The organism is Fulvivirga imtechensis AK7, assembly GCF_000331535.1.
In the GTDB taxonomy this organism is placed as follows: Bacteria; Bacteroidota; Bacteroidia; order Cytophagales; family Cyclobacteriaceae; genus Fulvivirga; species Fulvivirga imtechensis.
In genome coordinates this window covers 1-26,899 of record NZ_AMZN01000003.1, presented here as the reverse complement: position 1 = coordinate 26,899, position 26,899 = coordinate 1, and the positions used below count along the sequence as shown (strand labels likewise).

General features: G+C 44.7%; 16 protein-coding genes. 11 read left to right on the top strand and 5 right to left on the bottom strand.

Annotation, left to right across the window (positions count from 1 at the left end):
- Positions 1-33: 33 nt before the first annotated feature.
- Positions 34-2,490, bottom strand: a complete 2,457-nt coding sequence (locus C900_RS01070; protein ID WP_051052746.1) for a zinc-dependent metalloprotease — start codon at positions 2,488-2,490, stop codon at positions 34-36.
- Between the two features lie 140 nt (positions 2,491-2,630).
- Between C900_RS01070 and C900_RS01065 the strand changes: the two genes are divergently transcribed.
- The 5 genes from C900_RS01065 to C900_RS01050 all read left to right on the top strand — a co-directional run bounded on the left by C900_RS01065 (position 2,631) and on the right by C900_RS01050 (position 5,478).
- A complete protein-coding gene (locus C900_RS01065; protein WP_009577671.1) occupies positions 2,631-3,230 on the top strand; it encodes an RNA polymerase sigma factor in 600 nt (199 codons plus the stop codon).
- The gene (locus C900_RS01060) at positions 3,230-3,544 is read left to right on the top strand and encodes a hypothetical protein (RefSeq protein ID WP_040495133.1); all 315 of its coding nucleotides are present in this window, start codon (positions 3,230-3,232) and stop codon (positions 3,542-3,544) included. Before C900_RS01065 ends, C900_RS01060 begins: the two co-directional genes overlap by 1 nt.
- The gene (locus tag C900_RS01055; RefSeq protein WP_009577669.1) at positions 3,531-4,202 is read left to right on the top strand and encodes an energy transducer TonB; all 672 of its coding nucleotides are present in this window, start codon (positions 3,531-3,533) and stop codon (positions 4,200-4,202) included. Before C900_RS01060 ends, C900_RS01055 begins: the two co-directional genes overlap by 14 nt.
- Positions 4,203-4,413: 211 nt before the next feature.
- Positions 4,414-4,662 (top strand): hypothetical protein, encoded by a 249-nt coding sequence (locus tag C900_RS29655; protein ID WP_185113945.1) that lies wholly within the window; start codon positions 4,414-4,416, stop codon positions 4,660-4,662.
- 234 nt (positions 4,663-4,896) lie between these two features.
- Complete coding sequence (locus tag C900_RS01050; protein WP_040495131.1) at positions 4,897-5,478, top strand: hypothetical protein; 582 nt, start codon at positions 4,897-4,899, stop codon at positions 5,476-5,478.
- An 11-nt stretch (positions 5,479-5,489) separates the two neighbouring features.
- On the opposite strand, the gene glgB is transcribed toward C900_RS01050, so the two are convergent.
- Genes glgB through C900_RS01035 form a run of 3 tightly spaced genes read right to left on the bottom strand, consistent with a single transcriptional unit; the run spans position 5,490 to position 12,848 of the window.
- Positions 5,490-7,514, bottom strand: coding sequence for a 1,4-alpha-glucan branching protein GlgB (gene glgB / locus C900_RS01045; RefSeq protein ID WP_009577666.1), 2,025 nt, complete (start codon positions 7,512-7,514; stop codon positions 5,490-5,492).
- Positions 7,504-10,827 (bottom strand): maltose alpha-D-glucosyltransferase, encoded by a 3,324-nt coding sequence (gene treS / locus C900_RS01040; protein WP_009577665.1) that lies wholly within the window; start codon positions 10,825-10,827, stop codon positions 7,504-7,506. The genes glgB and treS overlap by 11 nt, the downstream gene beginning before the upstream one ends.
- Before the next feature lie 32 nt (positions 10,828-10,859).
- Positions 10,860-12,848, bottom strand: coding sequence for an alpha-1,4-glucan--maltose-1-phosphate maltosyltransferase (locus C900_RS01035; RefSeq protein ID WP_009577664.1), 1,989 nt, complete (start codon positions 12,846-12,848; stop codon positions 10,860-10,862).
- Between the two features lie 307 nt (positions 12,849-13,155).
- Between C900_RS01035 and treZ the strand changes: the two genes are divergently transcribed.
- The 6 genes from treZ to C900_RS01005 all read left to right on the top strand — a co-directional run bounded on the left by treZ (position 13,156) and on the right by C900_RS01005 (position 26,074).
- Positions 13,156-14,976: a malto-oligosyltrehalose trehalohydrolase gene (gene treZ / locus C900_RS01030; RefSeq protein ID WP_009577663.1), complete on the top strand. Its 1,821-nt coding sequence runs from the start codon at positions 13,156-13,158 to the stop codon at positions 14,974-14,976.
- Positions 14,977-14,982: 6 nt separating this feature from the next.
- Positions 14,983-17,403 (top strand): DUF3536 domain-containing protein, encoded by a 2,421-nt coding sequence (locus C900_RS01025; RefSeq protein WP_040495151.1) that lies wholly within the window; start codon positions 14,983-14,985, stop codon positions 17,401-17,403.
- A 3-nt stretch (positions 17,404-17,406) separates the two neighbouring features.
- Complete coding sequence (gene treY, locus C900_RS01020; RefSeq protein WP_009577661.1) at positions 17,407-20,109, top strand: malto-oligosyltrehalose synthase; 2,703 nt, start codon at positions 17,407-17,409, stop codon at positions 20,107-20,109.
- A complete protein-coding gene (malQ, locus tag C900_RS01015) occupies positions 20,106-21,614 on the top strand; it encodes a 4-alpha-glucanotransferase (RefSeq protein WP_009577660.1) in 1,509 nt (502 codons plus the stop codon). Before treY ends, malQ begins: the two co-directional genes overlap by 4 nt.
- Positions 21,615-22,664: 1,050 nt before the next feature.
- Positions 22,665-24,122 carry a type III PLP-dependent enzyme domain-containing protein gene (locus C900_RS01010; protein ID WP_009577657.1) on the top strand — a complete coding sequence of 486 codons (1,458 nt, stop codon included), beginning with the start codon at positions 22,665-22,667 and terminating at the stop codon, positions 24,120-24,122.
- 602 nt (positions 24,123-24,724) lie between these two features.
- On the top strand, positions 24,725-26,074 hold the full coding sequence (locus C900_RS01005; RefSeq protein WP_083867403.1) for an SPFH domain-containing protein: 1,350 nt from the start codon (positions 24,725-24,727) through the stop codon (positions 26,072-26,074).
- A gap of 39 nt (positions 26,075-26,113) precedes the next feature.
- Here the strand turns inward: C900_RS01005 and C900_RS01000 are convergent, their stop codons facing one another.
- Positions 26,114-26,584, bottom strand: coding sequence for a DUF6265 family protein (locus C900_RS01000; RefSeq protein ID WP_009577654.1), 471 nt, complete (start codon positions 26,582-26,584; stop codon positions 26,114-26,116).
- Positions 26,585-26,899 lie beyond the last annotated feature (315 nt).

Genomic DNA, 26,899 nt, shown 5'->3' with positions numbered 1-26,899 from the left:
CAGTGTTTCTCCACACTGACCATTTCAACAATATTAATCACACCCCATCCCTATCGGAGAGCCCGCCGGGGGGTCCAGCGGTTTCACTAATTCAAATTTCTCAGGGTCGTCCTGGAACTGCTCGATTTTTCGGATAGCAAAGGTATAATGGGCTTTTTGTGCATCACCCTGCTGTGAATTAAGCCGAGATTGTAACCAATTCTTCAACTGATCGATTTTGAGATAAGCAATAGCCTTTACCTGCTCGCTCGCGTCTTTATCCACCGCCAGCCCCATAAGGTTGACAAGTACCATATCATCCACGGTACGCTCTATTTCCCCTTCATATCCATTGTTGTGAGACTTTTTCCATGTGGAAGTGATTACCTGATCGATTACCTGCCCTAAACCAGGCTGATCTGAGTTCCTGGAATGGTACTCCACCAGTCGCTGAGCGCGCGCGGGGTGAAACAGCAACTGCAGCGTCATATTTGCCGCACTCTCCGCAGCTCCCAGAGGGTCGAAGGTAAGGCCCGTCCTGATATTGATCACTTCGCGAGTGCGGTCATAGCTGATCGGTCTAGGGGGGATCATCGCAATTAACTTTTCAGGCAGCGCCAGATTCTCGGCCGATAGTGTGCTTAGCAGTGCCTGTAGGCCTGCTTTCTGAGCCTGAGGGTCAACCATTTCAGTAATTAATTGGCCATCTCCACGTAACGCATAGCGATAGTTCAGACCTCCGATCAACTTAACAGCAGCCTCGGTTTGGTAACGGTGAAAGAAATAAATAGGCACCAGCACTTCCTCAAGTTTAGCGTATGGCTCGTGGTCACGAATATTCTTCTCTCCGAAGTTTTTTATTGCTATTTTTCTCACCTCTAGCACCCGTTCCAACTCATCGGCAGCATTTTTGCCGTTGTCCCAAAGGTGTGCATAGGGATGAGCGCCACCCCGGGGCCGCGCGTCCTGGTCGGATAGAAATGTAAGGCCTGCGGCAAATGATTTCTGTATGATTTGATCCAAAGCCTCTTCTTCATTTACATTGTTGGGAAAGTCCTGGTAACCATAGGCAATGGACACTTTATCCCAGGCACCGATCTTATCGTCATAAGCATTAGAAAGATCAATTTTTCCGTCTTTGATCTCTGCTAATGGGTGGGGATAATCCATTACAGACGCCAATCCTTCAGCACTGGAGGAATAGCTGTGGGCCAGTCCCAGCGTATGGCCTACCTCATGGGCAGACAGTTGACGAAGTCTGGCCAAAGCCATTTCCTGCATCTCCTTCGGCACTGTTTTGCCGTCTTCATAGGGAGCCAGCAGCCCTTCGGCTATCAGAAAGTCTTGCCTGACGCGCAATGAGCCCAACAGTACGTGCCCCTTAATGATCTCGCCTGTACGTGGGTCTGTAACTGATGATCCATACGACCATCCGCGGGTAGAGCGATGCACCCAGTTAATGACATTGTATCGAACATCCATAGGATCTGCATCTTCGGGTAGCAGTTTCACCTGGAATGCATCTTTATACCCCGCTGCTTCAAAGGCTTGGTCCCACCAGCGCGCCCCATCAAGCAAGGCCGACCTGATAGGCTCAGGCGTGCCCCTATCTAAATAATAAATGATGGGCTTAACCGCTTCGCTGACAGCAGCATTCGGATCTTTTTTCTGTAATCGGTGTTTGGAGATGAAACGTTTTTCTATATTCTCATTGATAGGTGTAGCGTAGTCGTAGTAAGAAATACCAAAATAACCTGCCCGCGGATCATATTTTCGTGGCTCGAAATTATTATCGGGCAACTCTACAAAGGAATGATGCTGACGCACGGTCACATTAGAAGGGGTAGGCACCACACTTCTGATATACCGGCCAGAGGGCGTTCCTGTAAAAGTCAGGGTCACCTCCACTTCTGAGTTTTTTGGAAAATTTTTTGTCTTCGGCAGGTAGAAGGCAGACCGGGATTTATCTAGCGAATAATTGCCCTGGCTCATGCTCTTAAGTCTACCCGTTACATCATGGGCATCATTCAAAAAGAAATCCGAGGCATCAACCAATACCTTTCCTTCCTCCTCGGTCACAAGAGTAAAACCCCATAGTACCGATTGAGCAAAGGCATCGCGTACTGCATTTTGTTCGTCTGCATTATCGCTGATGGCCCGGTAAGCATAATTAGGCTCTACCAACAATATTTTCGGCCCCCGTCTTTCGAATTTCACCACACGGCTGTTTCCCAATTGATTACGGTCCAGGCCGATATCATTGGAGCCTACTCCTGCGGCTAAGGAATTTACATACAAAAACTCCTGATCGAATTTATCCACCACCAGGTAGATCTTATCTGTTTTATCGTCATAATAATATTCAAAGAACCCTTCAAATTTCTGCATGCCCGCAGTTTTTCCAGCTATGCCGGAAGAAGGAGTGGCTGTTCTTTGCGCTGATGTTGTGGAATTTGAGGTAGCGGTGCATCCTATAAACAGAAGTGCACCCAACAAGTAAAGTTTGCTCATGGGAAGTAAGAGTTATGGTCTTGTCTTAAATGTATTAATATTTAAATGTGGACGCAAAATTTTTGTGACAGATGGCGGGCCGTGTGCATGAACTGAAAATTTTGTATTTTTTGTGTGACCTTTTCAAAAAGCGCGGTTATATGTACAAAACAATTGATCTAAGAAGCTTGAATGCGGGCAGACATATGACCGAAGAAGAGATTGCTGATGAGCAACGGATAATTGAGGCATCAAAAAAAGAGCCTCAGGTTTTCGGCAGGTTATATGACAGGTATTATGAAGGCATCTTTCACTTTGTTTACCGCAGAACGGATGATGAAGAGTTGACTGCTGACCTTTGCTCACAGACTTTTTTGAAAGCTCTGCAGAATTTGAAAAAGTATGAGTTTAGAGGGTTGCCCTTTTCAGCATGGTTGTTTCGCATAGCCAGCAACGAGGTCAATAAGTTTTACAATAAGAAAAAGAAGAACAGGGTATTTAGTATTGAAGAAGAACGCGTGCTGGAGCTGTTTGAAACAGACGAAAAGGAATTCAGCCAGGAGCAGGTGCAGCTATTGATCAAGACATTAAAAGAATTGCCTACGGAAACAATTGAAGTATTAGAATTAAGATTTTTTGAGGATCGCAGCTTCAAAGAAATTGCATTTATATTGAATATTGGTGAAAGTGGCGCTAAGATGCGACTCTACAGAGCGGTGGAAAAGCTAAAAGAACACTTTAAGGTCAACTGGAACGAATAATGGGAAGACACGAGATCAGATTGCGCAGAAAAAAGATGACTTCGAGGAGGATCGAAAGCCACAAGAACTACTATGACGTGTTAAAAAAACATGAGCGCAGCGGTATGTGGAAGAGGATACTGAAAATGATCCTTTACATCATTATTCTGCTGGGGATCATCTTCATCGGGTATTTGGGCTTACAAAGACTGGAAAAGATGGAGGAGAAGAAAGTCAGACCGGAGCAGTTGCAGCAAGGTATGAAAAATAAAACATCCCGGCCGGGTGTATTAATAAATGTTAGATTAAACACCAAGAACAATGGAAAAACGTAAGAATCCGGAAAAGGACCTGCGCAAACAGTCAGGACTTTTCTTTCAGATCGGTCTGTTGGCCGCGATGATGCTGGCCGTGTCGGCTTTTGAGTACAGGGCGGTGAAAATTGAACCTACGGTAGACGATTTGGATGGCTCAGGAATAGATGAGTTGCCAATTATTCCAATCACATTTCCAGATCCACCACCCAAGCCACCAAAACCTATTCTAGCAAAACCTGTTGAAGTACCTAATGATGAGGAGCTGGAGGAAGAACCAGACCTACAGGTAGACCCACAAATTTGGGAAGATTTTGAGCCTGAAATCGAGCCAGAGCCGTTACCTGAAGAAAAAGCTCCTGAATTTCATGATTATGTTGAACAAATGCCCTCTCCGGATGGAGGTTACGAAGCCTTCTATAAATTTATAGGTAAAAATATGAAGTATCCTTCCAAAGCAAGGAAGTTAGGCATAGAAGGTAAAGTTTTCGTGCAGTTTATCATTGATGAAAACGGCAAAATAACAGATGTAAAAACGATCAAAGGGGCAGGGGCAGGTTTAGATGAAGAAGCTGAAAGAGTATTGTCAGCAGCTCCAAACTGGATACCGGGAAGACAGGGGGGTAGGAAAGTAAAAGTGAGAATGGTAATTCCTATTACGTTTCAATTGAACAACTAAAATTTTAACCACAGAGAGCACTGAGGAGGCGCAGAGGAAACAGAGATCTATCTGCGCCACTCCTTTTTAGTTTTTTGATGTTTTGATCCCACATACTTCAATTTACGACTTCCGAACCCATCTCTGTCTTCTCCCAATGCTATTAAGCTAAAGAAAAATCTCTTCTCAGAAGCACAGTAATCTCGAGGGGAATAACAACTTTCAGTTGATTTTGAAGGCTAATGACTTTATGCCATCATTAACCACAGAAGAAGCAGAGGAAGAACAGAGATTATCAACTACCACGTCATCCTGGAATTTTCGCAGCATAGCGGAGAAAATATTCAGGATCCCCCTGATCAGTGGCAGAGGCCGAAATTCAGTTACAGGCAGTAGTGAGGAGATCCCGGATCTTCACTGCGTTACGTCCGGGATGACGATAGTGAGGGGATGTAATAATCTGTTCATTATCCATGTGTAGTGAAAACTTGTCATTGGTACCCCAAGGGAAAGATATATGCATTTTCGAAGTAGTAACTTGTGCATGGATTCCTCCGAAGTCGGGATGACATTCTTAACTTAAAGCATGGCGTCTCCTCCCGGAAGGAGATTGGTGAACGTGTTCTTTTACTCATGACTAACGACTCAATACTAGTGGCTAAGTTCATCTCCTTCTTTTTTCCTATCTTTAAGGCAGAACGAAACCAGCAAACCCATGAAATCATTTCTACCGCTCCTAATGATAGCCTGCACACTTACGGGCTATGCTCAAATACCTTCAAAAGAAGACCAGATAAAAGCTGCCATACAGGCTGCTCCTGAAGAAAAGCAGGCAGAAGCGACTGTACTTGGCTATGACAGTAGTGGAAAACTTGTGAAACTCAAGGAAGGTACAAATGAAATGATCTGCCTCGCAGATGACCCTAACAAGGAGGGTTTTAGTGTGGCGTGCTACCATAAAGACCTTGAGCCGTTTATGGCGCGAGGTAGGGAATTGTATGCTCAGGGTAAGTCTCATGGTGAAGTCTTTGATATCAGGGAAAAAGAGGCCAAAGCAGGCACTTTGATCATGCCGAAAAACCCCGCAACCCTTCATGTGCTTTCCGGGCCTGATGGCAAATATGATCCTGCTACGGGTAAAGTCGTTAATGCCTCTCTTCGATATGTGGTGTACATCCCCTTCGCCACGGCTGAGTCTACGGGATTACCGATACGGCCCCTGGTACCGGGAGGACCATGGATAATGGATCCCGGCACGCACAGGGCGCATATTATGATCTCTCCTCCTTCGAAATAGGGCGTACGATCTTATTTCTTGCTATATTTTAAATAGGTAATGCCCAGTGGAGGTAGTGTTAACGTTATGGAATGCGCCCTTCCGTGAGCCTGAAGGTCAGTAGAACCCAGGGGCGCTTCATTCTTTACATTACTTCCTCCGTATAGCTGATCGTCACTATTAAAAATTTCCGTATAAGTACCTTTTTCAGGCACTCCTATTCGATAATTTTCACGTGGTACAGGGGTAAAATTACATGCCACTAATATCATCTGTCCGGGCTTTTTACCCTTTCTAACAAAAGTAATAACACTGTTTTGAGCGTCATGAATATCTATCCATTCAAAACCCCCTTCGGCAAATTGACATTCATATAGAGCCGGCTCCGAACGGTAGATCTCATTTAACCGGGTCAGCACTTTTTGTATGCCTTGATGCAGGTAATATTCAGTAAGGTGCCAGTCCAGACTCATATCATGGTTCCATTCCGATGTCTGGCCGAATTCTCCCCCCATGAAAAGCAATTTTGTGCCCGGATGTGCATACATGTAGGCGTATAAATTGCGCAGGTTGGCAAATTTCTGCCACTCATCACCTGACATTTTATAAAGTAACGCCTGCTTGCCATATACCACCTCATCGTGAGAAAGCGGTAGCATAAAACTTTCAGTGAATGCATAGTAAATGCTGAAAGTAATTTCATTTTGATGATGGGTACGGTGAACCGGATCCTTCTTAAAATATTCGAGGGTATCATGCATCCAGCCCATCATCCATTTCATACCAAAACCCAGGCCACCGATATAAGTGGGCCGAGACACCATAGGCCAAGAAGTGGACTCTTCTGCTATGGTTTGCACATCGGGATATTCGTGGTATACCACCTCGTTAAATTCCTTCAGGAAGCTGATGGCATCAAGATTTTCATTGCCACCGTATTCATTGGGCTCCCATTCTCCATCTTTTCGTGAATAATCAAGGTACAACATGGAAGCCACAGCATCCACTCTGAGGCCATCCACATGATAGAGGTCAAGCCAGTACAATGCATTGCTGATCAAAAACGCACGAACTTCATTGCGCCCATAGTTAAAAATATAACTCTTCCAGTCAGGGTGGTAGCCCTTGCGCCAGTCAGCATGTTCAAACAGATAGGTGCCATCAAAGTAATGAAGCCCATGCTGATCCGAAGGGAAATGTGACGGAACCCAATCCAGGATAACACCTATGCCCTCGTTATGCAAAGCCTCAATCAGCATCATAAACTCCTGTGGAGTACCATAGCGGCTAGAAGGCGCAAAATAACCCGTGATCTGATATCCCCATGAGCCATAAAACGGATGCTCCATCACCGGCATGAATTCCACGTGAGTAAACCCCAGGTTCTTTACATAAGCCGGCAGTTGCTGGGCCAGTTCGAGATAGGTAAGAGAGCGGTTATTATCTTCAGGAACACGTCTCCACGAGCCAATATGCAGTTCGTATACTGAGTAAGCCTGTGGTTTACCAGCTTGCTTTTTTCTTTTAGTCATCCAGCCGCTGTCTTTCCAGGTATGGTCAATGTTCCACACCATAGAAGCGGTGTTGGGGGGCGTTTCCCATCTAAATGCAAAGGGGTCGCCCTTTTCAACGGCATATTGTCCATGGTGCGACTTAATGTAATATTTATATAGCGCTCCCTGTTTCACCTCAGGAATAAACAACTCCCAAATACCGGAGCCATCATGTCGCACATCCATTTTATGATTGGCACGATTCCATTCATTAAAATTACCGATCACCGATACACTTTCTGCGTTGGGAGCCCATAGAGCAAAGTAGGTGCCTTGAACACCTTTATATTCCATAGGATGTGAACCAAGCTTTTTGTATAAATGATAGTGTTTACCCTCCTTGAACAAATGAATGTCATATTCCGAAAAGAGGGTGGCATGACCCACACCTTCTTCCTGCCCTTTTTTAACTTTAGCCGGTGAGGCTTTTTCCACCGGAGCTTTTTTTGTTGTTGCCTTTTTCCTGGTTTTAACAGGTGTTTTACTTTCTTCTTTATTTGCCATTGGAAGACCTCCTTACTATTGATTTTATTCCTCTAAGTGGTATTACGACCCAATCGGGACGGTTATTTAGTTCGTAGTTTAACTCATAAATTGCTTTCTCCAGCAAGAACACCTCCAGCAGCGTCTTCATATCCTCTCGATTATCCGGGATGAAAGAACTGTTTCCTACCGTATCGAAATATCCCTGCAGGTACATGCGCGTAATATAGTGGTACCATACTTCCGCCCATTTTTCCAGGTTCCCCTCTTTTCGCTGTTGGGCATACTCCCCTTGCATAATGGTACTGTATGATGCATAATGGAAAGAGCGGATCATACCAGCCACATCTCGCAGTGGCGAGCGTTTCAGCCGCCTTTCGCTATAAGCGCGGGCAGGCTCTCCTTCAAAGTCGATGATCACAAAATCTTTCCCTGTCCACAGCACCTGCCCCAAATGATAATCTCCATGTGTCCTGATCTTCATGGTGTTTATTTTATGAGAAAATATTCTCTTGAAGCAATTGAGCACATCACCTTTGATCTGCAATACTTCCTGAGCTTCTTTCTGGATGTCTTTCGGCAGGAGGGCGACATTCTTCTGGAGGTTCTGGTAAGTGCTCCTGGTCAACGATTGCAATGAAGAATACACCGATCGCTGATAATGTAACGAAAATTCTTCAGGCTCAAAATCGACATCCTCAGGATGTGCTGCCAGCGCCAGATGCATTTCTCCGGTGCGTTTACCAAGCAGTACTACACGCTCAGGAAACATACTGCCCAAAAGCTCACGCACATTTTCAGGTATTTCGCCATATTTAAGCGGCATACTAAGATCTTTGCCAGGAACCTCAGCCTTAAGCCCGTTTGGTCTGACCTGCACTCTGTCAAAAAACCGGTGCAATACGTCTTTGGTATAGTCCCACGCGTCACCCTGATTAGGCACCAACTCCTGCATCATACCCAGTATGGTAGATGTTTTCCTCCCTTCATCATACTGGATCCCTCCTACGAATTTTGGCACATTCGCATAATTGGTACGCTCCGTCAGGTACCTGGTAATTTCAAGGTCAGGATTAATGGTATTGTCCAGCTTCCTGTACAGCTTTAAAAAATAATTATTGTTGTATGTCAGAGAAGTATTGCTTTGCTCGGCATTCAGCACTTTTGAGTGCAATTCTCCGTTTTTCAGGTATCCGTTTTTTGCACTTGTATAGAATACCAGGTTGCCTGCATCCGCTTTCAGCTTACGCCCTTTTTGTATATAGCTAAATAATGCATTTCGGAATTCCTCATTATAAACAGCATCAAACAGTACTCCTTCCTTATCATTCATCATCAGGTTGGTGATAATACCTTTTTTGTTGATCTCTCTAAAATCTTCCTCATTGTTGTAAGGCATAAAAGCCAGTGGCAACTGGTAGGTTTCCGGAAGCCCCTCATTATAAACCACTTCTATTGTTACAAGAGTGGCAGGTATGCTGTCCACAGGAATATTGATCTTCTTCACAATGCTCATGTTTTGCACCAACCGGCCCTTACCTCCAAACCATCGACACTCACGCATATACACCGGTAGTACCCTGCTTTCCAGTCTGTGCAATTCCTTTCCTTCAAACAGCTCCGCCCATTCCTTTATCTTAAAGCCTGGAATTTGCCCCTTCTCTTCAGTAAGTTCTTTTTCTTTCTCCAGCAGAAACCAATAATAACCATATGGTCCTATCGTGAATAAATAAGGGCCGCCTGAAATCTGTGGAAATTTGTTGTGGCTAAACACCTCCACCGGCACATAATTTTCAAATTCCTCGAGATCCAGTTCGGCCGCTTGGGGAAACCGAGAAAGGTTAGCCAGTACTAGTATCGTTTCGTCTTCATATGTACGCGTGTAAGCGATGATCTTGGCATTGGCAGGAGAGAGGAACTGAATATCTCCCCGGCCAAAAGCTTTATATTTCTTACGCATAGCAATGATCCGCTTCATCCACCACAACAGAGAAGAAGAGTTCATTTGCTGTGCTTCTACATTGATCGATTCATATTTGTATTCCGGGTCGATGATCACCGGGAGGTATAACCTTTGTGGATTGGCTGAGGAGAAGCCGGCATTTCTATCTGCACTCCACTGCATAGGTGTACGTACACCATCACGATCACCAAGATAGAAATTGTCTCCCATGCCTATTTCATCACCGTAGTAGATCACGGGTGTTCCCGGTAGTGAAAAAAGGAGGATGTTCATCAGCTCTATTTTACTCCTGTTGTTTTCTAACAGTGGAGCAAGCCTGTGCCTGATGCCCACGTTGATCTTGGCGAGCGTATCTTTGGTGTAGGCCTTGTACATGTAATCACGCTCCTCGTCAGTCACCATTTCAAGAGTCAATTCGTCATGATTTCTTAAAAATATGGCCCATTGACACGACTCGGGTATATCAGGCGTCTGATCTATGATGTCGATTACCGGGTACCGGTCCTCCATTTTTACCGCCATGAACATACGCGGCATAATGGGGAAGTGATAGTTCATATGACACTCATCGCCATCACCAAAATAGGAAGCGGAATCTTCAGGCCACATGTTGGCTTCGGCTAGCAGTAGTTTATTGCTAAACTTCTGATCAACATGTGCTCTTAGCTTCTTTAAGAATACGTGTGTTTCGGGCAAGTTTTCACAATTGGTGCCTTCTCTCTCAAAAAGATAAGGCACCGCATCAAGCCGAAAGCCGTCCACACCCATATTAAACCAGAAGTCGAGTATACGAAACACCTCCTTTTGAACCTGGGGGTTATCAAAATTCAGATCGGGCTGATGCGAGAAGAACCTGTGCCAGTAATACGACTTGGCTACAGGGTCCCACGACCAATTGGATGGTTCATAATCTGTAAATATGATCCGTGCGTCTTTATACTTATTAGGATCATCGCTCCAGACGTAGTAATTACGATAGGAAGAGCCTGGTTTGGCTTTTCGCGCTCTTTGAAACCAGGGATGCTGATCAGAGGTATGGTTAATCACCAGCTCCGTAATTACTTTCAACCCACGCTTATGGGCCTCCCTGATGAAACGCTTAAATATTTTTATATCTCCATACGATGGATTAATACTGTAATAATCCGCTATGTCGTAGCCATCATCTCTTAAGGGTGACGGGTAAAATGGCAATAACCATATGGCCGTTACTCCCAGGCTTTCAAGGTAATCCAGCTTTTCGAGTAATCCTTGAAAATCGCCTATTCCATCTCCATTGCTGTCATAAAAAGCCTTGATGTGCAGTTCATAAATGATTGCATCTTTATACCAGTACTTTTCATTGTCGGTTGTAGTTTTATCGGGGACCATATTACTATTCCTCCTATTTTTTTTTGAATGCTCTAAACTGATGACGAACCAGGCTCTATCAGGAAAACATGTGCCGGCATAGATGATGGGTGAAGCTCGACATAGTTCCACTCGTTTTGCCAGGTATACTTGCTGCCGGAAAGCAGATCATGAAGCTCAAACGGCTGCCCCAAGGGGAGCTCAAGGTATTCAAAAGGTATTCGTACCCACCCAGACTGCGCGAACACGGGGTCCAGATTGACCACAATGATCATTTTGCTTTCCTTGTTCTGATCAGCTTTCGCATAGCACAATAGTTGCGTATTGTCCGTCTCGGCAAATTCTATGTGCCAGGTGCTCTGTAGCGCCTTATTTTCCTTTCTGATCTTATTGATCCTGGTGATTACCTCTTTTGTTTTGGTGGTTTTCTCCCAGTCCCAGTGCTTAATCTCATATTTCTCATTGTCGATATACTCTTCTTTACCAGGATATGGCTCATTGACACCAAATTCAAACACCGGCCCGTAGATACCATAATTTGAAGATAATGTAGCGGCTAGAACGATCCGTGTGATGAAGGCCGGCTCCTCTTTATGCTCCAGAGAGATGGGCAGGATGTCCGGGGTATTGGGCCAGAAATTGGGGCGGAAATACTCCCGCATATCACTCTTGGTCAGTTCCCCCATATATTCCTGTAATTCCTCCAGGGTATTCCTCCACGTGAAGTAGGTGTACGATTGGTTAAAACCGATCTTGGCCAACTGTTCCATAATTCTTGGCCTGGTAAAAGCTTCAGCCAGAAATATGGTGTCAGGATATTTCTTCCGCACCTCCGCAATCATCCACTCCCAAAAAGAAAAAGGCTTTGTGTGAGGATTGTCAACACGAAATATCGTCACTCCTTTACCTATCCAGAACTCTATTATACTTTTTAACTCCAGCCACAGGTTTTCCCAATCCTCAGTTTCAAAATTAACAGGAAGCACATCCTGGTACTTTTTGGGAGGGTTTTCAGCGTATTGGATAGTACCATCCGGCCGCCATTTGAACCAATCGGGATGATCTTTTACATACGGATGGTCCGGTGAGCACTGGATGGCGAAATCCAGGGCCACCTCTATGCCGTGCCCGTTGGCTGTTTTCACCAGTTGAACAAAGTCATCCATGGTACCCAATTGCGGGTGAATGGCTTTATGACCGCCCTCTTTCCCACCGATCGCCCATGGTGATCCGGGATCATCTTTGGCGGCATTCAGGGCATTATTCCTTCCTTTGCGGAATTTTTCGCCTATGGGATGAATGGGTGGCAGGTATATTACATCAAAGCCCATTTTGCTGATCTCAGGGATAATCTGTTCACAATCTTTGAAGGTGCCATGTCTCCCCTGCTCTCGTGAAGTGGACCTGGGAAAAAATTCATACCAGGCGCTGAACAACGCCCTTTCCCTTTCAACCTCCACACGAAGTGTCCGGTGATATGTGCGGGTAAGGCTGTGTTCCTGCGCATCGTACATTACCTTGAGTGCATCCTCACTCAGGGCTTCAGACACCGCCTTTTCAGGATTGCCATTGCTAAAGTCATTGATCCAGATCTTAAGCTTTTTCTTTTGAGCAGTAGTTACCCGGTCCCTGGAGTTCTCCATTAGGTCCGCTCCTATGAGCAGCTCAACACTCACATCCTGTCCGGCATCGAATTTCTTTTTCAGTCCATCGAGCCAGGTGCCATAGTAGTCGATCCATCCCTTGATCGTATATTCATAGACTCCCTGGCTATCCGGTATAAAAGAGGCCTCCCAACGGTCATTATTTTGAAAAGTCATTGGGATCTCCGTCCACCGGCTCTCCGCCCCACGCTTGCCTTTGGCAGACTTGCCTTTCCTGTATAGCAAGGCCGCGCTGACCTTGTCATGGCCATCCACAAAAATGTCGGCCGTTACAGTTATGCGTTCACCAACTGTTCTTTTAATTGGATATTTCCCACAATCTATCTGCGGGTGAACATTCTCAATAGTCACTCGTTTCTGACCTTCCAGTTCTTTCATAGAGGGGTCGTGTTTTTTAAGTTTTAAGGTTGTATTACTATGGAAAATTAGAACAGCCCAGAAACTATAATGTTTACTCAACCGGAATTAAGAAAGGTGTAATGAGTAAAGAATTATTCATAATTCTAACTCACTGTGGGGATCTCCTGCAAAACATTCGCATCACCCCATTGTTTAATTCAAGAACGGATCTGCCCCACTGACAGAATAGTTATTGGGATAACTTGATTTACGGAGTTTTTTCAAATAAATCAACTTTTTTAAAGACTTTATTATCGTAACATAACTATCTAAGCATTACCAACCTATGATAAGGAGAGTGGGAGCAAAAATATCGGCTGATAATACTTGTGACTTTATAGTCTGGGCTCCGTTTCCTGAAAAAGTGCAACTTGAAATTCAAGGCTGGAAGAGGGCTGTAGACATGAACAGCGACCAATATGGTTATTGGTTTGCCACTCTCGAGAATATCACTCCCGGCACCCGGTACAAATTTATTTTGGACGGTCAGCTCAGGCGGCCCGACCCTGCCTCCCGTTGTCAGCCCTGTGGCGTACATGAGTGGTCGGAGGTAGTGGCGTCACATGATTTTGGCTGGAATGATTCCGAATGGCAAAACATTGCCTTGAGTGAAATGATCATCTATGAACTTCACATAGGCACTTTCACCGCTGAGGGCACTTTCACCGCTGCTATTGATAAACTTGATCACTTGCTGGCCCTTGGGGTTAATACCATTGAGATCATGCCCATTTCACAGTTTCCCGGAAGCCGGAACTGGGGGTATGATGGCGTTTATCCATATGCCGCTCAATACAGCTACGGAGGGCCTGAAGGGTTAAAGAGCCTGGTGGATGTATGCCACCAGAAAGGAATAGCTGTAATACTCGATGTTGTGTATAATCATATGGGGCCGGAAGGGAACTACCTCTCCGATTTTGGCCCTTTTTTTACAGATAAATATACCACCCCCTGGGGCAAAGCCATCAATTTTGATGATCCCTATTCCGACCATGTCAGGAGTTTTTTTCTACAAAATGCCCTCATGTGGCTGGATGAGTTTCATATCGATGGGCTGAGGCTAGATGCAATACACGCCATACTGGATAACAGCGCACGCCATTTTTTAAAGGAGTTGAGACAAAATGTTGACGAACTTCAACTTAAAACACTCAGAAGGCACTACCTGATTGCTGAAAGTGACATGAATGATGTGAAAATAATACAGCCATACAACAACGGGGGCTACAACCTGGATGCCCAATGGGTGGATGATTTTCACCATGCCGTTCACACTCTGGCCACTGGCGAAAATGACGGGTATTATTCCGACTATGGGAGTGTAGCTGATCTGGCAAAGGCGTTCAGGCAAGCATTTGTATATGATGGCGCCTTCTCGCTATTTCGTAAAAGAACTATAGGAAACAGTCCTGCCGGGCAGCGTTCGGAGCAGTTTGTAGCGTGTATTCAAAATCACGATCAGGTCGGTAACCGGATGCTGGGGGAACGCCTGTCACAATTAGTTTCTTTCGAGATGCAAAAGCTGGCTGCGGGCGTGATGCTGATAGCTCCATTCGTGCCCATGCTGTTTATGGGTGAGGAGTATGGTGAAGATCACCCTTTTCTATACTTTGTGAGTCATGGAGACCCCAACCTGGTGGCTGCCGTCCGCAAAGGAAGAAAAAGGGAGTTCAGATATTTTAAGTGGAAAGGCTCGGTTCCCGATCCACAGGCAGAAGAGACTTACAATCAGTCAAAACTGCAATGGAACTACCATGAAAATGAGCGCCAGACAAGGCTACTCAACTACTACAGGCAGCTTATAAACCTGAGAAAAAATGGCGCCTTCGGTTTATTTAAAAATACTGGCATAAAAACTGACATAGACGAGAAGAATAAACTGCTGGTAATTTATTCCGGAGGTAGTAAGGATCAAAAGCAACTTGGTGCTGTGCTCAATTTCAGCAAAAAGAAACACCGTGTAAAGCTTGCGAAACGTGATCAACAATGGTGCAAAATAATGGCATCATCGGACCAGTGCTGGGCTGGACCTGCGGATGCTAAAGAAATAATTAAGAATGAGGATGTTATGGTATATCCCGAATCTTTCGTTCTTTACAAAAAATAGATGACAATGAAGAAATTTTTGTGTATACACGGTCATTTTTACCAACCTCCGCGCGAAAACCCCTGGCTTAACAAGGTAGAAATTCAGGATTCGGCCTATCCATACCACGATTGGAACCATCGGATAAACGCTGAATGCTACGCCAGAAATTCTGCATCCCGCATCCTTAATGAAGAAGGGAAAATAGTAGACATTATCAACAACTATGCCTGGATGAGCTTCAATATTGGCCCCACACTACTGGCCTGGATGGAAAATGAGGCCCCTGATACGTATGCAGCCATTTTACAAGCCGATAAGGAGAGTCAGGAACATTTCTCCGGGCATGGATCCGCGCTTGCGCAGGTTTATAACCACATGATCATGCCCCTCGCTAACAAAAACGATAAGGAAACACAGGTAATCTGGGGCATTGAAGACTTTAAGTCACGGTTTGGGCGACACCCGGAAGGGATGTGGCTGGGAGAAACCGCAGCAAATACCGAAACACTGGAAGTGCTGGCAAAATATGATATTAAGTTTACCATTTTATCACCCTATCAGGCCAGGCGCTTCCGAAAGATCGGTGATACAGAATGGAAAGATGGTACCGGTGCAAAGATCAACCCTCGGAAAGCTTATCTCTGCAACCTGCCATCCGGTAATTCTATTACACTGTTCTTTTACGATGCTCCTGCCTCTCAGGCAGTGGCTTTTGAGGGACTCCTCAATAATGGGGAAGCTTTTGCCTCCCGGCTTTTAGGCCAATTTGAAAATAAAGATGTACCACAACTGGTACATATTGCTACTGACGGTGAGAGCTATGGCCATCATCATAACCTCGGTGAAATGGCGCTTTCATACGGACTTAATTTCATTGAAAAAGATGAAACGGTTAAGCTGTCTATCTATGGAGAATATCTGGAAAAATTTCCCCCTACCCACGAAGTAGAGATATTAGAAAATACCTCGTGGAGTTGTGCGCATGGTGTGGAACGCTGGAACAGCAATTGCGGATGTAACACCGGAGGGCGCCCGGGCTGGACACAGGAGTGGCGCGGCCCGCTAAGGAGGTCGTTTGACTGGGTTCGTGAGCAAACAACCGCTATCTATGAAAAGGAAATAAAAGCCTTTGGAGTAGACCCCTGGGAGATCAGAAATAAGTATATAGAGGTAATCCTTGATCGTTCGGAAGAAAATGTGGAGAAATTTCTTAAAAAGTATTTCGAAGAGGGACTTTCCACCGAACAACACATCAAGCTCTTAAAGCTGCTGGAGATGCAGTATCACGCTATGCTGATGTACACCAGTTGCGGGTGGTTTTTTGATGAGGTGACGGGTATTGAGTCTATGCAGGACATTTTTTATGCAGCGCGTGCCATTCAGTTGGCAAACAATCTCACTGGAAACGACTACGAAGGTGAATTTGTACAATTGCTGGAGAAAGTCCCCAGCAACCTGGAAGAATTCGGCCATGCCGCTAAGGCTTACCACAAATTTGTAAAGCCGATGATCGTGGATATGATCAGGGTTGGAGCACATTTTGCCGTGTCGTCACTGTTTGAAGAGTTTCCGGAAGAAACTGTGCTTTACAGCTTTAGCGCCAACTCCAGGTCACGCGACTACCACGAGGCCGGCAAGCAGAAGCTTGTGGTCGGGCACACGCAGTTGAAGTCAAGTATTACCTGGGAGGAAATCGATATTTCCTATGCAGTTATCCATCTGGGCGAGCATAACCTGTTTGGAGGAGTCAGAACCTATATGGGTACCGAAGCGCTGGAGGAGCTGCATACTGAGATCACCAAGGCTTTTAGAAAGAGCAACATCTATGAGATCTTCAACCTGATGGACAAATATTTTGGCAGCCATAACTACTCCTTCTGGCACCTTTTCCGTGACGAACAGCGAAAAATTATGGAGCTGGTAATGGATAGCACCCTGAAAAGCGCTGAGGGAACGATCTATCAGCTCTATGAAAACAACTATCCTATCCTACAGGTACTGCACGAGATCAACATGGCTGTGCCGAAGCAACTGAAGCTACCTATGGATCTGGCTGTCAACACAAAATTGATCAATATACTCAGTAGTGATCATATAGACCTGAAAGAACTCACCAAGCTATTGGATGCCGTAGAAATTGTATCAGTAGACCTGGATTTGGTTACACTCAACTATATAGCAGATGAACGTGTAGCTGAACTGATGAAGGAATTAGCCCTGGACCCCCATAGTCCCACCATGCTTGAATATCTCGTCAATTTGCTGACATTGATTAAAAAGGGGCGTATGCGACCTGAATATTGGGCAGCGCAAAATACAGCCTTTCTGATTAAGACAGAGATATATGATTCGTATCTGAGTCGTTGTAAGATAGGAAATACGAATGCCGAGAACTGGTGCCAACTCTTTGATAAGCTTTATAAAAACCTGAAACTGGTGATATAAAGTATGCACATTCCCGCCAGCACATATCGGGTACAGTTGTCAGCCTCATTTACCCTAAAAGATCTGAGGGGTATTGTTCCGTACCTGCACCGGCTGGGAGTGTCAACAATATATGCATCTCCGTTTTTCAGTGCCAGGCCCGGCAGTGAACATGGCTATGATGTAACCAATCCATTAACCATCAATCCCGAAATCGGGACTCTGGAGGAGTTTGAAGAGGTAGTTGCCGCCTTGAAAGAAAGGAATATGAACTGGCTACAGGACATTGTGCCCAACCACATGGCCTTTGATGGCCACAATCGGTGGCTGTGGGATGCACTGGAGCATGGGCCAACCTCAGAATTCTATCAGTTCTTTGATATCAACTGGACATATCACGAGGACCCTTACCGGGGAAAAGTAATGGCTCCCTTTCTGGGTGATGAGCTAAACAATGTACTGGATAAAAATGAATTAGTGCTTAGCTACAGCAAACGTGGCTTTTATTTCAAATATTATGACCACAAATATCCCGCCAGCAGCAGGTCATATCTTTTTATTTTATCGCTGGTGAGACAGTTTCTGGAAGCGAGGGTAGATAAAAACAGTGAAGGGCTTAAGCAACTTGATGAAAATATTACTGCATTCGAGAATGCGCAACAAGATAAGGATCGTTGGAAAACGCTGAAAGAAAAATTCTATGACCTTTTTCAGAAAGATGAGGCTCTTGATCGGGCTATAACCAGTGCCACAGAAACAATAAGTACAAGCCGTGAATTGATGCTGGAATTGCTTGATGAGCAGTTTTTTTGTTTAGTACACTGGAAAACCACAGAAAGCAAGATCAATTACAGACGTTTTTTCACAATCAACGACCTGATCTGCCTTAATATGGAGAAGCAGGAGGTATTTGATCGTTATCACGAAATGATCAGACGGCTGTGCAATGATGGGCTCGTGCAGGGTTTGCGGATCGATCATATTGACGGCCTTTTTGACCCTGAAGGTTATCTTCAAATGCTTAGGACCGCAGTAGGCCCGGAGCAATATCTGATCATAGAAAAGATACTGGAATGGGAGGAGACACTACCTCTCCGCTGGCCAATTCAAGGTACAAGTGGTTATGGATTTCTCGCTACCGTCAACCATCTTTTTACCGACTTTACGAAAGAGCAGGCATTTAACACCTATTATAGAGAAATATATCCTGAACTGCCCGATTATGAAGAGCTGGTATATGAAAAGAAGCGTTTCATTCTTGAGGAACGAATGAGTGGTGAGCTTGATAATTTACTCCTACTGATGGAGGATCTGCAGCTTGTCCCAGATAAGAAAACCCATAAACAGCCATTGAAAGAGGCGCTTGGTAGTTTTTTGGCCGCCTTTCCTGTTTACCGAATCTATCCCCGGGAATATCCACTAACCAGCGGACAAACAGAGGTGATCAAACATGCTTATCAGAAAGCCAAGGACAATTTACCGGCTCATGAGAAGACGCTTGATTTCCTGCTTTCAGTTTTTCTTGGTAAAGCGGGAAAGAGAGCTGCCGACATGCAGTATTTCCTACAAAGATGTCAGCAGTTTACCGGCCCCCTGGCGGCAAAGGGCGTTGAAGACACCTCCTTCTATATTTTCAATCAGCTCATTTCTCATAACGAAGTGGGGGACTCCCCACATGTATTTGGCATCCGTGCCGAAGATTTCCACAGAAGGATGCTCTTGCGTAATAAGCACTTCCCTCACTCGATCAATGCCACTTCCACACATGATACCAAGCGAGGCGAAGATGCCCGCATGCGTATAAACGTAGTGAGCGAAATGCCGGAACAATGGTTTGCAAAAATTCATGAATGGATGAATACCAATGCTTCCCTCAAGAAAAGTGAGAAGGTACCGGACAGCAATGAAGAGTATTTTATGTATCAGGCTTTACTGGGCGCTATCCCTTCAAATATAGACCTCGATGAGTTGTTCACAGAGCGGACCAGCGATTACTTGCTGAAAGTTTTGCGGGAGGCGAAAGTACATTCTAGCTGGTCAGAGCCTGATGAACAATATGAACAAGAGGTGCTTGGTTTTGCAGAGGCGATTCTAAAGCATGATCCGTTTCTTAAATCTTTTCTTCCTTTTGTTAATAAAGCCATCCATTTCGGTGCCCTTTACTCTTTAGGACAATGCCTGGTGAAAATTACAGCCCCCGGAATCCCTGATATTTACCAGGGCACAGAGTTGTGGGATCTTAGCTATGTAGATCCGGATAACAGAAGACCAGTGGATTATGGGTTAAGGGCCTCCCTTCTACAACAGATGGAGGAAGGAAACCGGAAATACATTGATATGCTGACCAATCACCTTCAGGATGGACGGATAAAAATGTACACTATTTTTAAAGCGCTACAGGAAAGACGCGCCAACGAGAAGGTGTTTCGTGAGGGGGAATACATTCCACTGGAATCGGCAGAAAATGCCCTCTGCTATGCCAGAGTGAATGATGAAGCCTGGTACATCATAATGGTACCCAAATTGTTGACTGCCATATGTAATGATAACCAGTTGCCCGTAGGAGACGTCATATGGAAAGATATGTCAATAGCGCTTCCTGACGAATTCCCGCAGCGCTGGGTAAATGTATTTACCAACGAAGAAATACAGGGCGACCCAAAGCTTTACCTTTCGGAAGCACTGCGTCATTTTCCGGTGGCCCTGTTGAAAGGAGTAGCGATATGATATTTTCAAGGAGCAGCGGTTTACTTCTACATATCACATCACTGCCATCACCCTATGGTATTGGTGATATGGGTTCTTCAGCCTTTGATTTTGCTGACTTTCTCCACCTTGCCGGTCAAAAATATTGGCAGCTACTTCCCCTGACTCCTACTAAAACCTTTTATGGCAACTCCCCATATAGCAGCCCATCTGCATTTGCCGGAAACAGTTTGTTGATAAGCCCTGAAAAGTTAGCTGAGGAAGGTTATTTGCAAAAAGCCGATCTACGACATACCGCAAGATTTAAAACAGATAAGGTGTTGTTCGACAAGGTGGTAGAGTTTAAAACAGTTATCCTGGAAAAGGCCTTCCTGAATTTTTTAAAGAAGAAACACTCGGGAAAAGGATTTAGCAGTTTTTGCCAGGAAAACAAGGCCTGGCTGGATGACTATGCCCTGTTCACCTCTCTGAAAGACCGGTTTGACAACAAAAGCTGGATAGACTGGCCAAATGATTTGAGAGACCGAAAGCCCGCGGCTTTGAAGAAAGCCAACCAGGAACTTAAAGAACAGGTGGAAAAGGAAAAATTCCTCCAGTTTATCTTCTTTCAGCAGTGGCAGGAGCTTAAAACATATTGCCATCAGCAAAATATCCAGCTAATCGGGGATATCCCATTTTATGTCAACCACGACAGTGCTGACTGCTGGGCAAATGTGGAGTATTTCAAGCTCGATGAAGAAAAAAAGCCAGTGGTTGTATCAGGGGTACCTCCTGACTATTTTAGTGAAACGGGTCAATTATGGGGGACCCCGGTGTATGACTGGGACTTGCTTAAAGAAAAGCAGTTTGGCTGGTGGATAGATAGGATCAAACAAAATCTTTTGCTTTTTGATGTAGTCAGGCTGGATCATTTTCGTGCCTTTTCTGCTTTCTGGGAAGTACCTGCAGATGAAGATACTGCCATTAATGGTAAGTGGACAAAGTGCCCGGGACATGACTTCTTTAAAAAGATCAGGGAAATATTTCCGTCAATGCCGTTTATAGCCGAAGATCTGGGTGATATTGACAAAGCCGTATTCAGGCTGAGGGATAAATTTAAACTTCCTGGGATGAAGATTTTGCTCTTTGCATTTGGTGAAGGTATGGGCAACAATCAATACATACCGCATCATCATCCACACAACAGCCTGGTATATACCGGCACACATGACAATAATACGGTAGTAGGCTGGTATCGAAATATGGATAAAGATGACCGGAAGCGGCTGGCATCATACACAGGCCATCAACGAATTACTTACAAAAATGTACACAAAATAATGCAGCGGATGGCGCTGAGTTCCGTTGCTGATCTTGCCATCTTACCCGTACAGGATGTGCTGGGGCTGGGTGAAGAGGCCATTATGAACCGCCCCGGCACCTCCACAGATAACTGGAGTTGGAGGTTGAACCCCGAGTTACTAACTGAAGCCCTGGCCGGTCAACTGAAGGAATTAAATGATATCTACGGCAGACTGAATACTTGATTATATATGCAATTCCAGTAATAGCCGCTTCCTTTAAAGGAAACATACAGCCACAGACACTGTAGCTCTACGCTAATTCTAATAGGCTATCGTTACTTTTTTTCTCTAGCTTTCCTGTTGCCCTCGAGTTTCACACCTCACCCATCACACAGCCTGTGCTTTTACTACAGTCTGCGCTTGGGGCTGTTTCAAAAAGACCAAACTCCAAACTGAAAGTCATTCTGACGGAGGAAGAATCCTACTAAGATCGAAAGTACCTGCCTTATAACTTAGTAAGATCCCTCGTTACCTCCCCGAGTCAAACTCCATAGCCGTTAACTTAAGAGAAAAACGAGCCCCCAGAGGGGGTAAATCTTTGTAGCCCGGGGTGAAGCCCCGGGTTTAAACGAGAAGTTGAGTGTGCCATAGGAAGGCCCAACCATGGAACACAGGCTTCCTTGGCACACATGGCAGGAATGAGTTCGAAGCATTTACCTTAGTAAGCATGGATGCGCCAAAATAGCCTTCTCATCTTCCCAAGCTTGAATGTGGCGCATAAAAAAATCTAATCCTATCCCGGGGCTTCACCCCGGGCTACCAATATTGCATCCCTACCGGGATGCTTAAGTTAACGGCTATGGAGTCAAACTCGGGACAGGCGGGATGACTGGTCTTTTGAGACAGCTCCCGGTTCTTCTGTGCTTAAACTTCGGTCTGTTCAGGGGTGAGGTGATAAACTCAAAGGGAATACTTTAAGTTAATGGCATGACCCTCGAGAAATCTCCTCAGCTATTGCCTTTTCTGTTTTTTGGCAGAATTATGTGCCTGTTTCTTAAGAGACAAAAAGGAAGAACCTGGGCTATGAAAAATCACCTGTGGAAATTCTCAAGGACTCCCTCCGGCATAAAGTATTTTTTTATAACAAAACCCACCCTAAAACCTGTTATATAAACTCTGCTTTTGCCAAATAAAACCAGTGGCTACTATGATGCATTATGTAACCAACATACATTACCTGATGCTTTACCTGCAGGTCCTCAAAATACCTCCCAATCCTAAAAATGTAAATAGATGAAAACAAGATACATAGATCTTATTGATCAGACTTTTGATTTTCCTCAGCAGGAATTTAAACTCAAAGGAGACAAATTGTTCTTTCACAATATTGATCTTATGCAACTGATCGGTGAGTATGGATCGCCCTTAAAGTTTTGCTATTTACCTCAAATATCAAGCAACATCAATAAAGCCAGAAGGTGGTTTGCCCGGGCAATGGACAGGCTTAACTATCAGGGAACGTATAACTATTGCTATTGCACCAAGAGCTCGCATTTTTCATATGTGCTGAACGAGGTGCTCAGGAATAAAGTACACCTGGAAACCTCCTCACCATTTGATATCAATATTGTGGAAAATTTAAAAGCAAAGGGTAAAATTGATGATGACAACTATATTATTTGCAACGGGTTAAAAGAGCAGGAATATGTTAAAAATATAGCACGGCTCATCCGGGAAGGGCACAGCAATACTATTCCGGTAATCGATAGCTTCGAAGAACTGGACCTGCTGGACCGGGCCATTGACCAGCCAATGAACCTGGGGCTGAGAATTGCCTCTGAAGAAGTGCCCGAGGTCGATTTCTACACCAGTCGCCTGGGTATTGGCCATGGAGATATTATACCATTTTTCCGGCAAATGGTGAAACCAGATAAAAAGTTTAAGCTACGCATGTTGCACTTTTTTATAAACACCGGCATCAGAGATAGCGCTTATTACTGGAATGAACTCACCAAATGCGTTGATATCTATATAGCGCTTCGTAAAGAATGCCCCGAGCTTGACAGCCTTAATATAGGAGGAGGCTTTCCGATAAAGGACTCTTTAGCTTTTGACTACGACTATGAAGGCATAGTTGAAGAAATATTGACACGGATAAAGTCGGGCTGTGACAATGAAAATGTACCGGAGCCGCATATTTTTACGGAATTCGGATCATTTACTGTGGGCGAAAGCAGTGGGATAATATATTCCATACTTCGTCAAAAACAGCAAAATGATAAAGAGAAGTGGTACATGATCAATTCTTCGTTTATCACTACGCTACCCGACACATGGGCGATCAGAAAGCGGTTCCTTATGCTCCCCATTAACAACTGGCACGAAGAATATGAAAAGGTGCTTCTGGGTGGTATCACGTGCGACAGTGACGATTACTATAACTGCGAGCAGCATAATAATGCTATATATCTGCCCAAATTCGCTCGCTCCAAGCCACTGCATATCGGCTTTTTTAATACAGGAGCGTATCAGGATGCAATTGGCGGCTATGGAGGCATTCAGCATTGCCTGATCCCGAAGCCAAAGAAGGTGATCATTGACCGAGATGATGATGGACAGCTTACTACACGGCTTTTTTCTAACCAGCAGCATTACAAAGAGGTACTCGGATTGTTGGGGTATAATGGCCGTGATGTCACTAATGGACAACACCAATTCATCAACCATTCTCTATCTGGTATAAGTTTATAATGCACCATCGTTGATAGCTACTGGTTTTGTTTCTACAAACCTCAAAAGTTGCTATTTTTGTTACCTTTTAAGATTTCAACTCAGGTTTTCATTCGATGTTTCCATCGGACCAACCAATCCCGAAGGGATAACCTTTAAAGCCACTTAGAGTTTTCTTGCAAGCACTAACTGTCTTTAATATTTGTATAAACGGTTATACAATACTAAATAGAAAATATTTTTCCGAATATTCGCAACATCAAATATACCTCCCTCGTATAAGTAAATAAGTTGACGCAGAAATGATTGAAAGCGATCAATCATTAATAGCCTTGACTCATTGAGAAAAGAGAGCTTGCAATCATTATGGGTTGTGATGCAATTTTCTCAGATCTGTTATTTCACTTCTACCCTATCTGGCCAGGTGCCCATATTGGCCAATAGCTACCAAGGCAATAACTGAATTCAATGAGTGAACCTGCAATCAGGTAGCTTATGGTTTTTGGTGTCTTCTGTTGGTCTGTAGGGATGGCTTCCCACCACATACATTTGCGACAGGTTTCTCTGCTCAGGAAAGAGAGTGCACTCTTATAATTTTTTGTTAACCTTAAATTTTTACAATTATGAAAGCACTTACAATCACGATCGGTCTGCTCCTAATCATCGGAGCTATTGCGACTCTCATTCTTCGCAGGTCGAGTATCAATTATCAGTTCATCCGCAACTGGAAAGCCAAGCATTCTGTAATGATGATAGCGGGAGGTATGTTTTTGATATTCATTAACGGTCTGTTCTTTTATTCTGAAGCTGGTTATTGCTACCTTGTACAATACCCTACCGGTAAGCAGATTGCAGAGCTACGACCGGGTTATCATTTAAAATGGTGGGGAGAGGTGGTACCATGGAAAAAGGTGGTAACGGTGAAGTTTGTATCCAGTGAAGAAAAGCAGCAGGATAACCAAACCTATAGTGGTAACCGCACCACCATACCTGTAAGATTCAACGATGCAGTGAAAGCCGACCTGGCGCTTTCTGCCAGGTTCAGATTGCCGGAAGACCCGGAACTGTTTCTTAAAATGGCCCTGGAATTTCGAAATCAGGAAAACCTGGTCAATGGTTCGCTCATTCCATCTTGCATGGAGATAGCCAAAAACTCAGCCAGACTGATATCTGCCCAGGAGTATATTGCCGGCCGCGGTGGCGAACTGGAGAGCGCTGTGCTGGATCAACTGGAGAAAGGAATGTACATACTGGATGCACAAGAGATGAAGCCAGAGTTGCCGGATTCGATATCAGCATTAGCAAGCAATCGAATAATTGAAAACCGCACACTTATTCGTTATGACGTGAATAAAAGGAGGAATGACGATGGGTCGATCATGAGAAAGAAACATCCGATTGCTGAATATGGAATAATAGTTTCTCAGGCCACGGTAGAGGATGTGAACCCCGAGCAAAGGTTCAAAGAAATGCTGGGTAAGCAAAGAGACGCTGCAGCGCAGGCATCTATCGAAAAAGAAAGAGCCAAGCAGGCAGAGTATGAAAAGCAGCGGATCATTGCAGAAGGTGAGGCTGAGAAGGCTAAGATCAAGGTAAACATGGAGAAAGAGCAGATCACTGCCCTGATCACCATGGAAACTGAGAAGAAAAGGGAGCAGGTAAATGTGGAGAAACACAAGCTAGAATTGCAATCGGCCCGGTTGAAAGCAGAAGAGGTGAAAGTATTAGCGGATGCAGAGGCTTACAAAAAGCACAAAGTAATGGAGGCGGATGGAGCGCTTGAAATGAAGTTGCAAACCTTCGAAAAAGTGCACTCCGCATATGCTCAGGCCATTGCAGGCACTCAGTTGGTTCCTACCACCTACATAGGGGGCAGCGACCAGAAAGGGACACCGAGCGCCATGGACTTCATCAACATAGCCACCGCCAATATGGCCAAAGACCTGGACGTGAAAATTAAATCCAAAAAATAGCTGTCTTTAGTTGGCTCATATGAGCCAACTTTTTTTCTTTCACCACTCCCTGATAAACCTGAAGCTCATCTCTTTACCATCTCCCGAAATGGTCGCTGTTAACAAGTCGCCCTCCCTTCTGTAGCTGATCTTCTTTGGAAAATCATGATCAGGGTTTTCACATATGAATCCGTCAGCGGAGATATCAGTCATCAGAAAAAGTACGGGAGTTTTGTTTTCAGGTACATCCGCTACATAATATATATCCTTATCCTTTTTTATGATTTGCAGCTTTTCCACAAACGAGGTGTCTTGTCCATGGAATGATACTCCCCAGCCATGCATCGCGTTGCCCGAAGCAGGTTGCCACCGTTCATGGCCGGTTCTTCCGGGCTTCATTCCCTGTCTTTCCCATTGGCCTGCAAGCCAGTTGAGGTCACTTAACTCATAGCTTTTGCCAGAGGACTGACAAAGGCAGTCTTTATCGATAAGAAGAAATACCGTGATCAAAATTAGAAATAGTTTTTTCATTGCGTTTACTTTTTAAATTCAAAGTAACAGAATGCGAAGTCTTATGTATTGTAAAAAGCCGACATGCGTCAGGCAGGCGCTGAGGGCTAAGTACCAAGCACGCGTATTTCAATCCCTGCAAGGAAGCTCATCGCCGGGCGCTGAGCGCGTATTTCAAATCCCTGTAAGGTACGATTATCACTCAGAATTAATACTACACGCGATATATTTACTCGCATCCGCAGGCATGCCGTACCACCTCTCGTGAACCAAGCCGCATTAGCCCCTTCGCAGGCTTAAGCTTGGTTTCAATCCCTACAAGGTGCGATTATCATT